General features: G+C 65.8%; 11 protein-coding genes and 1 pseudogene. 8 read left to right on the top strand and 4 right to left on the bottom strand.

Features of this window, described 5'->3' with window-relative positions; genetic code table 11:
* Positions 1 to 634 precede the first annotated feature (634 nt).
* The gene (locus JF886_RS00160; RefSeq protein ID WP_337308384.1) at positions 635 to 1153 is read right to left on the bottom strand and encodes a cupin domain-containing protein; all 519 of its coding nucleotides are present in this window, start codon (positions 1151 to 1153) and stop codon (positions 635 to 637) included.
* A 117-nt stretch (positions 1154 to 1270) separates the two neighbouring features.
* On the opposite strand from JF886_RS00160, the gene JF886_RS00155 reads away from it, so the two are divergent.
* The 4 genes and pseudogenes from JF886_RS00155 to JF886_RS00140 all read left to right on the top strand — a co-directional run.
* Positions 1271 to 1825: a TetR/AcrR family transcriptional regulator gene (locus JF886_RS00155; RefSeq protein ID WP_337308382.1), complete on the top strand. Its 555-nt coding sequence runs from the start codon at positions 1271 to 1273 to the stop codon at positions 1823 to 1825.
* Positions 1826 to 2564: 739 nt separating this feature from the next.
* On the top strand, positions 2565 to 2951 hold the full coding sequence (locus JF886_RS00150) for a type II toxin-antitoxin system Phd/YefM family antitoxin (RefSeq protein ID WP_337308381.1): 387 nt from the start codon (positions 2565 to 2567) through the stop codon (positions 2949 to 2951).
* Positions 2944 to 3585, top strand: a complete 642-nt coding sequence (locus tag JF886_RS00145; protein ID WP_337308380.1) for an ATPase — start codon at positions 2944 to 2946, stop codon at positions 3583 to 3585. The genes JF886_RS00150 and JF886_RS00145 overlap by 8 nt, the downstream gene beginning before the upstream one ends.
* Positions 3586 to 3694: 109 nt before the next feature.
* Positions 3695 to 3937 (top strand): annotated as a pseudogene (locus JF886_RS00140) (integrase core domain-containing protein); the annotation flags it as partial.
* Positions 3938 to 4047: 110 nt separating this feature from the next.
* Here JF886_RS00140 and JF886_RS00135 read toward each other — a convergent pair.
* Positions 4048 to 4479, bottom strand: a complete 432-nt coding sequence (locus JF886_RS00135; RefSeq protein WP_337308378.1) for a GNAT family N-acetyltransferase — start codon at positions 4477 to 4479, stop codon at positions 4048 to 4050.
* 246 nt (positions 4480 to 4725) lie between these two features.
* On the opposite strand from JF886_RS00135, the gene JF886_RS00130 reads away from it, so the two are divergent.
* On the top strand, positions 4726 to 4968 hold the full coding sequence (locus JF886_RS00130; RefSeq protein WP_337308376.1) for a hypothetical protein: 243 nt from the start codon (positions 4726 to 4728) through the stop codon (positions 4966 to 4968).
* A 74-nt stretch (positions 4969 to 5042) separates the two neighbouring features.
* Positions 5043 to 5645 carry a nucleotidyltransferase family protein gene (locus JF886_RS00125; RefSeq protein WP_337308375.1) on the top strand — a complete coding sequence of 201 codons (603 nt, stop codon included), beginning with the start codon at positions 5043 to 5045 and terminating at the stop codon, positions 5643 to 5645.
* Positions 5646 to 5783: 138 nt separating this feature from the next.
* Here JF886_RS00125 and JF886_RS00120 read toward each other — a convergent pair whose 3' ends face one another.
* A complete protein-coding gene (locus JF886_RS00120; RefSeq protein ID WP_337308373.1) occupies positions 5784 to 6635 on the bottom strand; it encodes a class I SAM-dependent methyltransferase in 852 nt (283 codons plus the stop codon).
* Positions 6636 to 7132: 497 nt separating this feature from the next.
* Complete coding sequence (locus JF886_RS00115; protein ID WP_337308386.1) at positions 7133 to 7981, bottom strand: alpha/beta fold hydrolase; 849 nt, start codon at positions 7979 to 7981, stop codon at positions 7133 to 7135.
* Positions 7982 to 8075: 94 nt separating this feature from the next.
* Between JF886_RS00115 and JF886_RS00110 the strand changes: the two genes are divergently transcribed.
* Positions 8076 to 8537: a MarR family winged helix-turn-helix transcriptional regulator gene (locus tag JF886_RS00110; RefSeq protein WP_337308371.1), complete on the top strand. Its 462-nt coding sequence runs from the start codon at positions 8076 to 8078 to the stop codon at positions 8535 to 8537.
* A gap of 363 nt (positions 8538 to 8900) precedes the next feature.
* Entirely contained in the window at positions 8901 to 9764 is an 864-nt protein-coding gene (locus JF886_RS16700) for an ice-binding family protein (RefSeq protein ID WP_350340557.1), read from the top strand.
* Positions 9765 to 10777 lie beyond the last annotated feature (1013 nt).

Raw genomic sequence — 10777 nt, 5'->3', positions numbered from 1 at the left:
GTCATTCTGTCCTGGGCCATCGTGGGTCTCCTGGTTTGGGTAAGAGCTTCCAAGAGAACTCCGCGGTGGCCTTCTTTGTCTACCTCGTCGGCAGGGCCAGAAGGCTCACCCCGGATTTACACCACACTAAGGGACACAACTAGGTAGTGGCTCTGTTTTGTATTCGCGCGCGGTCGAAATGTGCCTCACGACGACTACTTACCCCCAACTTCCACGGGGATCCACGCTGACCGCCCGGAGTTCCGTCGCTCACCATGCGGCGCTCCCACGGCGTCCGTCATTGGGAGAAGAGACGCGAGCGGTCGCCGACCCTTGCGGCACACGCCGCCGCCGTCACTTCGGCGCCTGAGGGACGGCCGGTCGACGCCCGCCGGCACCGGCTGTCGACGCCGATGCCCTTGTACCTGCTTCGTGAGCGACGCGCCCCTTTGCCGCTCCCCTCGCGCCATCCGGACCACCTTCGCGGGGTTGAACCCCACATCATGGTGGTGCGTCTTATCGGGTCAGGCCCAACGGAAGCCACACGAGCCTCCACGCTGCGCACAACAAGTAGCCCAGGCGCAGAGGGCGCAGGAACATCATGCCGAACGGCGACGTGAACCAGAAACGTCTCGCACCATAGCCGGCGGAGTGTTCAGACGCCTGGGGGCACCGTCAGGCTGAACCGAGCGACCACGTCGGGCAGCCAATCCGGGCTGCCAAAACTTAGCCCGTACCCTGAGGCCAGCACGCCCATCGCGTCCATCGTGAACGCGTCCGCTGCGACGAGGTCGGCGAGTTCGGCGAAGAATCCCTCGAAGCCCGCCGGGGTGATGATCTCGATCATGCGAGCCGGTGTCGGGCCTGCGTTCCACATCGCGTGCATCTCATTGCGGGGCTTGGTGACGTAGCCACCCGGACCCAGTACTACCTCGCGGTCACCGGACCGGAACCCGATCTCGCCCTCGACGACGATCGAGTATTCGTCCTCGCGGGTGTGCATGTGCGGAGGCACCAATGCACCGACCTCGAAGGGGTGCTCGACGACGGAGACTGATCCCCCGGTATCCGCTCCGTTGAGCTTGAAGACGACGCCGATGCCGGGAGCCAGTCCGCCGACGCGACCGGCGCCGGGCTGGACGATGGTGAGCGGAGGAGATGCGGCGGCGTCCATACGGCCCCTTTCGAATTTGGATGAACGATACTGCTCAACCAAGAGTGTGCATCGCGTCTTATCGGAAGTCAAGAGTTGAGTGAACAACCGCGTACAGTGGAAAGGCGGCCGTACCGGATGCGCGAGCGGGCCGATCGGGCCGAGGCGACCCGCCGCCGCATCGTCGAGGCCACGGTGCACCTCCACAGCACCATCGGTCTCGCGGCGGCAACGGTCACCGCGATAGCCGCCGAGGCGGGGGTTACCCGTCTCACCGTCTACCGCCATTTTCCCGACCTGACCCAGCTGTTCGCGGCATGCAACGAGCACTGGTCGGCTCAGCAGCTGCGACCCGACGTGACCGCTTGGCGGAGAGTGGCCGACCCGGCCGATCGGTTCCGCTTCGGTCTCGCCGATCTCTACCGCTTCTACCGCGGCGGAGAGGCGATGCTGACCAACGTCCACCGCGACTGGGAGGTGATCCCCGCGGAGGTGCGGCGTGGCGTCACGGACATTGACCTGCGGCTCCGCGAGGTGCTTCTGCAGCCGTTCGGGGCGAGAGGCCGGGGGCGCCGACGCCTTCGCGCAGTGATCGGACACGCAGTGAGCTTCACCACCTGGCGGTCGCTGTGCGTCGAGCAGGGCTTGACGGACAGCGAGGCAGTGGAAGCGATGACCGCGCTGATACCCTGAGCGGCGCTGACATCGAGCGATCGCGAGTGACCCTGAGCGCACTGAGGCGGCCTGAGCGGACCCTGCAGAATCAGGGCGTTGGAGCAAGGTTCAGCCGGCTGTGTCCGATCCGCGGGTGAATCCGGTGTTGTAGTACGTGATGACTACCCTCACCCCAAGCAGCCGAGGCACCAGGCGCGCGACCAGCGCGGATGGGCCGGCGGGCCCTGACACCACTCTGCAGGTAGTGCGTCTACGAATTCCCGGAACACTACGTTCGGCGACATCCGCAGCGGTCCACAGAGACCAAAGCCGGGCCATTCCAGTATTCAAATCGCGGAGTGGAGCGGGATACCGGGCTCGAACCGGCGACCCTTACCTTGGCAAGGTACGCTTCTAATTCTATATTCGGGAGGGGCTGAAAGCGGCCACTAGACGACTACTTACCCCCAATTTCCACGGGGCTCAACGCCGGCCCTGCGGGCGTCCAATCTGATCACACCGCGTTCCCACGGGGAGCAAATCGGTGCCGTCGGCGAGGCGACCATCAGAAATGCAACCGCCGCGGTCTTCGGGGTCGCGGGCTGAGGCCCGGCGCAGGCCTGCGACCCGCCGTCGGTGTCGGCGAGTGTCCGCGTTGAACCCGCCCCCGCCGGAAGGAGTGACTCGCTGCGACGGCGGAAGGCGGGGACTAAGCAGCATTGAACCTCACCACCGCGACGACCCATCGCCGCGTGCTCTGGTTCCGCTCGCCGGAACTGTGGCGACACTGGCCATCTTGGCTATAATGTCGGCCAACATGTCAGCCACCGATCCGTCCCGGACGCGCCGCGTGTCGTCTGCCGAAGCCAAAAACCGGTTCGGTAGCCTCCTTGAGGCTGCCGTCGCCGGCGAGCGAGTGGAGATTACGCGCTACGGCGAAGTGCGGGCGGTTATGGTGTCGGTCGAGGACTTCGAGGCCTTGTCGCGCCAGCCCGCGCGCGAACTCAACAGGCTGACCGCGGAGTTCGACCGCATGCTGGCTGACATGCAGAGCGACGCCACCCGCTCTGCGTTGGTCGCCGCCTTCGATGCGTCACCCGAGGACATGGGGCGCGCTGCGGTGACCCTCGCCTCGCGAGCCGCTCCAGCCCCGACGCGTGGCTGAGGCTGCTGTCAGGGCGCGCCTTTTTGTCATCGCTGGGGTCAACGGAGCCGGGAAGTCCTCCGTCCTGGCGGCGTCGACGGCAATCAGTCGGACGCCGGTCTTCAATCCCGACGTCGCCACGCAGCAGCTCCTCGCCGCCAACCCCGGCCTCGACCTCGACACCGCCAACTCCATCGCCTGGCAGCAGGGCGTCACCATGTTGGAGACTGCCATTCGTGACGGGCTCGTGTACGCCTTCGAGACCACCCTGGGCGGCACCACCATCACGGACCGACTTCTGGCTGCGGCTCTCGCCGGTGCCGAGATTCGGATCCTGTACGTCGGTGTCGATGGTGTTGATGTGCACGCAGCCCGCGTTCGCAACCGCGTAATGGCGGGGGGCCATGACGTCCCGATGGAGGCGATCCAACGCCGGTACGTCGGCAGCCGAGCCAACCTCATTCGCCTGATTCCCCATCTCACCGATCTGCGCCTCTTCGACAACACCGCGGAGGCTGATCCGCGATCCGGCCTGACCCCGAAACCGAGACTCCTGCTCCACGCGCAGCGTGGACGCGTTGTCGAGATGAGCGGCTTGGATATCGTCCCCGAGTGGGCCAAGCCCATCGTGGCCGCTGCCATCGCGCCACCGTAGCCGGCATGAATCGGCGTCCGCCCGCATCCCGAAAGGGCCTCTGGCGCGGAGACTCGCGTGCGCGAGTGGCCCGAGTCGATGGAGCGACCCTGCTCGTCGTTGGGGACTCGGCATCCGTTCAAGCCTGAGCCGGCCTGGCAACTGCTGGGACAACGCCGTCGCCGAGAGCTTCTTCTCGACTCTCAAGATCAACCTGCTGGACCGGCACACTTGGCCGACAGGGGCCGGCGCCAGGAGCGCGATCTTCGAGTACATCGAGGTCGTGTACAACCGCCAGCGCTGGCACACCACCCTGGGCAACCTCAGCCCGGCAGACTACGAATCCCGCCACGCCCCTGTGTGCGCGGGTTAGGAAAAGTGTCTGTCCAAGCGGGGCACGCCCAATCCCGCGCGCCCATCGCTCCCTGCAGGTCGGGTTTCAGAAATGTTCGCTCGAAGGACATGCCGACCTTGACGGCGACCCTAGGTGATCGAATGTTGGTGGGCAGCATGACAGCGACCAGACGTGACGCGTGTGGCTGTCCCGACCGTATCGCATACCGCCTGCGCCGCTTCGGTCGCGATCCCGCAGCCCCAACAGTCACGTCTGAGGTGGTATCCGAGCCCGAACTCGCCGCCTCCGGCGATGGTGCGGTAGAGGATCCCGCAGTCGCCGATTAGCTCGCCCCTGTCCTTCGCGATCACGGCCCACAGCGCGAAGCCGTGTTCGGTGTACCCGGGCATGTGGTAACGAATCCAGCCTCGCGTCTGCTCGATCGTCCGCGCTTGGTTCCCCATGACGTGCGGGTCGCCTATGACCTCCTGGAGTCCGTCAGCATCCGACGCGTTGAGCTCGCGCATGATCGTCCGCTCGGCTTCGAGGACCTGTTGACCGGCGCGCTGACGCAGGGTCATGGACGGTCGTCGCTGGGGTGTCGGCGCACGTGCAAGTCGACGATACCTTGCCGTTCCGACGCACGCAGGCGGTAGGTAACGTTTGCCAACCCGGCGAGGGCTGATGCCCGTGCAGTCCGATGTGGCCGCTCATAGGCGCAGCACGGCAGTCCCTCCGCTGCGGCGGGCTGCGCCGGCACTCCCCTGCACTCGCGCCCCGTGCTCTGACCGCGTGCGTCCACGTTCGGACCACACCGAGGGTCAGAGATGACCACGGCAGTCTCGTCGCAGGCAACGACCACGGAGGTGGCCGTCATCCCGCTCGTCGACGTAGGTCGCTGCGGCAACGTGCGCCAGGAGTTCGGCGACATCGAGTCCCTGGCGGAGTCCGGTGGAGCCGCGACCCGCGAGCCGCGAGGCCTCGTGGGTCTGCCCGCCGTGCGAGGACGACTTCGCCGCGAAGTTCGCGGCCTGGCGACGGAGTCGGAAGGGTTCGTAGGGGAGGCGTGAGGAGCCACCCCGGGAGGCGCGTGGAACCGCCGTCTGGGTTGACTACTAACTGTGGTCGTCATACCATGAGTCTGATGACCCGAACCTCGACCGCGGCGCTGTTCGGCTCGGAGACGCTCGGCAACGTGCTCGCCTCCCTGCTAGCGGCGCCGACCCGCCCGCTCGCCCAGGCAGACCTCGTCCGCTACTGGTCGCACCACAAACTGACCGGCCAGCGGGCGCTGGACCGGGCGGTGGCCAGCGGGCTGGTGCGCCGTGACGGCGCCGGCCACGCCCTGCGCTACACCGCGGAGCCGGCGGCGCCGGACTTCTACGCCGCCCGCGAGCTGGCGGTCGGGGAGCAGCTGCGCCGCCGCCTGCGCGGTTTCGGGAAACGCTCCGGCGCCTATATCTTCGGGTCCTTTGCGGCGCGCACCGACACGCCGGACAGTGACGTCGACGTCCTCCTCGTCGGGGAGATGGACCGCGACGTCTTCAACGAAGATTTCTGGCAGCTCGAGCTGCGCCTCGGCCGCCCCGTCAACGTCGTCTCGTACGGCTGGGAGGAATTTCGGCAGCGCGTCGTCGACGGCTCGCCGTTCCTCCGCGCCCTGCTGGCGCAGCCGCTGCTGACCGTCGCCGGGCAGCCGCTCGCCGGCCTCGTCGAGGCCGCGACGAGCGGGGCGGCTCGCTCATGAAGCGCGACCCGGCGCTCCGCTCCCTGATCGCGACGGCCTCCACCGCCTTCGGTCGGCGTACGGCGTTGCAATCGTGTGCCCGTGAGACAAACGATGCAACGACATATTTCGCACGGGATGGATCCGCGAGGTCGACGCTCACGACGTTGCAATCACCATTCGCTCGATCCTCGGAAGCTGCACCTTCCGCCCCGGTATGAACCGGGCCAGCAGGTCCGCCGGTGCGAAGTGTTCGACCTCTGCGAAGCCATGGCGCCTGAGCAGCGCCTCAACCTCGTCCGGGGTGAGCATGGTAAGGAAGGGCTCGCCGCGAGCCTCGGCCTGCGACATCGTCCACTTTAAGCCCTGCTGTTCTAGGTCGGTCAGGGTCGCCGGCGGGACCACGTAGGTCATAACCAGGCGGGTGCCCGCGGGGAGAGTGCTGACGAAGCCGAGTGTCGCGTCGATCGCCTTGGCACCGATGTACTGGATGACCGCGATCCAGGACACCACGGCGCGGGAATTCGCGTCGAACCCGGCCTTTGACAACCTGTCCGCAAGGCTGTCCTCCTCGAAGTCGACCGGGACATATATGGTGTTCGCCGGCGTTGCGATCCCGAGGTCCGCGAGTCGGGCCTCCTTCCACGCCTGCGCGCCCGGACGATCCACCTCGAACACGCGGGTCGCGGCGGTGGTCTGGCCACGCCGGTACGCGAAGGAGTCGAGACCGGCCCCAAGATCCACGTACTGGTCGATCCCCTCGCCGGCGGCCCGCGCCACTTCGTCCTCGACCAGCCGCCCTCGCAACGCGAAAACGGTCCCGAAGCTCGCAACGCCCTCAGGAGTGGTCTGCGACTTGAGCCCGGCGATGATCGCCTCACCAGCTGCTCCGGCGAGGTCCCTTGCCATGTGGTCGTTGAGGATCGAATCAGGGGCGTCTGCGTCCAGGGCGCGCCCGACCGCGGCAAGTATGGCGGTGTGCCCCGGCGAGTTGGGGACTGGTTGCGGCACGGCATCCCTCCAGCGGTCGAGGTTGCTAAATACACGATTTTGCGGTGGGGTGCACGATCAGCGACTCCGGCTCCGTCTAAACGCCTGTGCGGCGCGGAGGACAATGAAGACGGACCCGCCTCCCACGACGGGAAGCGGGTCCTGCGGCGCCACGGGCCTTGTCGTGTCGCCACGCCAAGCAGCGGTCAGGCGGCCTGCTCCAGCGCGCGGCGGGGAGCATCGGCGCGCGGGGCAACCGGCAACGATGGCACGCGCAGCACCTTCGCCAGGGCCACCGGCATCCACCGGGCTCGAACCGGCGACCCTTACCTTGGCAAGGTAGCGACCTAAGTCCGTACCCGGAAGGGCTCGCATATCAGGCGGGCAGCCACGCAACGACGCGGCGTTCGACGCTGACCACAAGACGCGGTGTCGGTGGGGGAGGGTGGTGGTTCTGAATGCGAAACGGAGAGCACGGATGTGGCTGTGGCCGACCTCGAACGACCCTCGAGTGCCGGCTAGGTACCAATAAGGATCTTGCCCTCGCTCTCATCGCCGGTGCCGCCGGCGTCGCGAACGCGGCGCCAAAAGTCGGTGACCAGCGCCGTGACAGCGGTTGGCGCCTCCAACGGGGTGAGGTGCCGTGTCCCGGGGACAAGGGCCGCGCTCCCATGACGCATGCGACCGGCGGCAGCCTGCGCGTCTGCAAGCTTCCAGGTCGCCAGTTCGTCGCCGGTGATGAAGAGCGTCGGCGCGGAAACATCCGCCAGAACGCGGCTCAGATCCGGCCGAGCCAGCATCAGTGACCGCATCGCGATCCACATGCCACGACGTTGAGCATGACGGAGCGCGTCGGCGACGAGACGCACAGCCTCGGGGTCCCCGGCCCGCGTCTGGGGAGCGAGGAGGCCGTCTTCGACGGCCCTGAGGAGCGGTCCCACCGGGCCGATGAGGCGGTAGAGAGCGACGAGCATGGCGATCCGCCGACGCTCGCTCGTACTGAGCGCCTGGATCGGAGTTCCCATGGCAATGAGACTGCGACAACGCTCCGGATAGGCGGCTGCAAAGAGGATGCCCACATGACCGCCCCAGGCATTGCCCACCCAGTCGACCGGCTCCGTGATTTCAAGGTGATCCAGAACGTCAGCGGCCGCGCCCGCGCATTCAGCTGAACTGAATCCGCGGGTCATTGATCCACTGCCACCGTGCGAGGGACCGTCGATCAAGAGCAGCCGGTGCGACTCCGCCAGCGAGCCACGCACTCTCTTCCAAGTGGTTGAGTCCACGAACAGGCTGTGCCACAGCACTGCGGGAGGGCCGACCCCCAACGCCTCCACGCGCAGTGGTCCGAGCCTCGTCCCGACCATCGTGACGTTGCCGCTCTTGTGATCGTCCATGGGTCCCCTTTCGGCATTTCCTTCGGGCTCCGAAGCTTCGGGGCCCGAAGTATACTGAGCGGCAGTGCCCACGTCAAACGATCTCCCGCAGGACAGATTGGCGGTCGGCCAGCTTCTGGGGCGGCTTCTCCGCCAGTTCCGGGTGGAGTTGTTTGCTCCGGCGGCGGCTCACGGCTATTCCGACCTCCGCGAACCACACCTTCAGATCTTTGGCAATCTCGGCATTGATGGCATCCGTCTGACCGACCTAGCCACCAAGGCGCAGCTCAGTCTTGCCGCGACGTCTGAACTCGTCACCGAGCTCGAGGAGCTTGGCTACCTCGAACGCCGGCCGGACGCACGCGATGGTCGTGCCAAGCTCATCTTCCCAACGCGTCGCGGTCGTCGAGCCCTCGACGATGCTGGAGACCGTGTCGCGGAGATCGAGGATCACTGGGCACAGACGGTCGACCCGGTGCGATTCGACGCCGCCTGCCGGGTTCTCCAGGACCTCCTCGACGCGTTGACCAGCGGCACTGACCAATAGGCGTCAGCACGGTGGGGCGGACAGTGTCACGAGGTCTGCCGGGAACGAACGTGTGTGGAGCGGGAGACCGGGCTCGAACCGGCGACCCTTACCTTGGCAAGGTAGGCCCGGCGACGCTTGCATCGCGCCGAACGCCAAGATGGGCGCAAGCCGTGCCTAACCTCAATTCGGATTCAACCTCAGCAGGCGGAAAGCGAGCGCCCCGCCAGGGGCGTGGCAGCCTTCACGGGCCCGAACGCTTCGCGGAGTGTGCACACGGCGTGGTTCGGCGATAATGCTCCTAACCACTATTAGCATGCGACGGCAACAGGAGCGTGCAGACTGCTTCAATCCCCTGAATAGACGGTTTCGGTAGGACAGAGTATGAAGTTGTTTGTGAGAACAGGATTCGTCTCGTTGCTCCTGGCCCTCTTTATGGTCCCAGCCATAGCTGCCTATGCTGCAACGTCACCGAACCTTGGCATGGCTACCGCTTTTGGCATCCTTGCTGGCACCTATGCCAACGCTGTATCGGGCACCACCATCAACGGAGATCTTGGATATACAACAGGACCGGCGGTGGCACCTACGGTCAGCGGCACCACGCACAGCCCGCCGAGTAGTAAATATTCGACAGCAGGAACAGACCAAGGCTCTGCCTCAGCCAATCTGAACAGTCAAGCGTGCACGTTCACCTTTCCACCCGGTGCGGTTGATCTGGCCACCGATACTTCGCACGGCACCCTGGGAGTGTATGCACCAGGGGTTTACTGTACCGCGGCTTCGAGTGACGCATCCATTGGAACCGCAGGAATCACTCTAACGGGCGCCGGAGCGTTCATCTTCAAGGTGAATGGCGCCCTTACAACAGTAGACAACTCGGCTGTCAGATTAGCTGGTGGTGCATCCGCTTGCGATGTGTTTTGGGCTCCCACGGCGGCCACGACGCTTGGTGCGGTCTCAACTTTCGTTGGGACTGACATCGATGCTTCAGGTATCACAATAGGTCGTGCCGTAACGTGGTCGGGACGAGCGTTAGCATTTGGCGGAACTGTCTCGACAGATGCGGACACTATTACTGTGCCGACATGTGCGGCCACATCATCGCCCACACCGACGCCGGCCCCCGCTCCGGCCGTGCCGCCGACCGGCGCAGCATCAGGCGGACTCCCCTGGGTTTCGCTTGCGTGCCTGATCAGCGGAACGGTCGTCATCTCAACAGTCTGGGTACGTCGACGCCGCGCTTGACCCAGCCCTCTGATTCTTTCAAAAGCGTCTGCCACGTCTCCGTACTATCCACGCCGGCTCGCGCCGCCCGCCAAGCGAAGGTGTCGAGGGCGTCAAGCAGCGTTCGGCGCGATTCGCTGACGTTTGTTGAGGTTCGCGCCGCGAGCCAAACCCCAGCCGCCTCTTGCGATCTACCAGCTGGCTGACCGTGTCCGATGTCGTCTGCGATCGACCGGGTGAGTTCGGAGCGCGGGGTCACCGAAGATCGGATCCATATGTCCGATTTGCGGCCGAAGATGCGGTTATGTAGACATGGAGATCAATGGCGGACCTCAGGGAGCGGCGCCCCGACGCGTCCGCCGGACGCTGAGGGCGGCCGCTCGCGGGCCATAAGCACACTAGACCGCTACTTTCGGCGAAAAGCCGGGGCACGACCACGACCGCAGCGGTGCGGTTTCGCCTTCGAATCAGCCGCTGGAGCGGGAGACCGGGCTCGAACCGGCGACCCTTACCTTGGCAAGGTAGTGACTTCAGTCTGTATTCGAGAGGGAGTGAAAACGGCCTCACGACGACTACTTACCCCCAAGTTCCACGGCGCTCCACGCTGACCACACGGGAAGCCACACTGACCGCACGGCGTTCAACGCTGACCACAAACGGCGAAATCGACGAGAAAGGCGGTAGGCGTGGCATCGGGGTGGCTGGGTTGTTGGTGCGTCGCGGAGGCGAACGCACGGTGGCAATCAACCGCACCGCTTTTCGAGAGCGACGAGCGCGGTGATGAGGGGTGCCGCGAGGGGTTGTTGGGGGCTGTTCTGAATACCCACCGGGGAGCGGTCGTGGTGTCGTGGGGTGCCCAGTGTCGGACAAAGCCGCCACGTCCGGGGCCAAACGGCCACCGTAGCGGCCAGCCTTGGCGATAACTAGGCCCGCACCGCCCTGCCGGGGAGGTTCGGGATGAGCAGGTCTGGTGGCCCGGTTGGCGTCGACGAAAGGGCAACGTGCCGACGGGACAAGGGTTTGCGCTCAAAATG

The organism is Candidatus Aeolococcus gillhamiae (assembly GCF_016464765.1).
In the GTDB taxonomy this organism is placed as follows: domain Bacteria; phylum Chloroflexota; class Dormibacteria; order Aeolococcales; family Aeolococcaceae; genus Aeolococcus; species Aeolococcus gillhamiae.
This window is presented reverse-complemented; position numbering and strand designations above follow the sequence as displayed.

What these genes read in the sequence shown, in the direction of transcription:
- JF886_RS00130 (WP_337308376.1), top strand. Translation starts at nt 4,726, where the DNA reads ATGACCACGGCAGTCTCGTCGCAGGCAACGACCACGGAGGTGGCCGTC.
- JF886_RS00115 (WP_337308386.1), bottom strand. Translation starts at nt 7,981, where the DNA reads ATGGTCGGGACGAGGCTCGGACCACTGCGCGTGGAGGCGTTGGGGGTC.
- JF886_RS00160 (WP_337308384.1), bottom strand. Translation starts at nt 1,153, where the DNA reads ATGGACGCCGCCGCATCTCCTCCGCTCACCATCGTCCAGCCCGGCGCC.
- JF886_RS16700 (WP_350340557.1), top strand. Translation starts at nt 8,901, where the DNA reads ATGAAGTTGTTTGTGAGAACAGGATTCGTCTCGTTGCTCCTGGCCCTC.
- JF886_RS00125 (WP_337308375.1), top strand. Translation starts at nt 5,043, where the DNA reads ATGACCCGAACCTCGACCGCGGCGCTGTTCGGCTCGGAGACGCTCGGC.
- JF886_RS00135 (WP_337308378.1), bottom strand. Translation starts at nt 4,479, where the DNA reads ATGACCCTGCGTCAGCGCGCCGGTCAACAGGTCCTCGAAGCCGAGCGG.
- JF886_RS00155 (WP_337308382.1), top strand. Translation starts at nt 1,271, where the DNA reads ATGCGCGAGCGGGCCGATCGGGCCGAGGCGACCCGCCGCCGCATCGTC.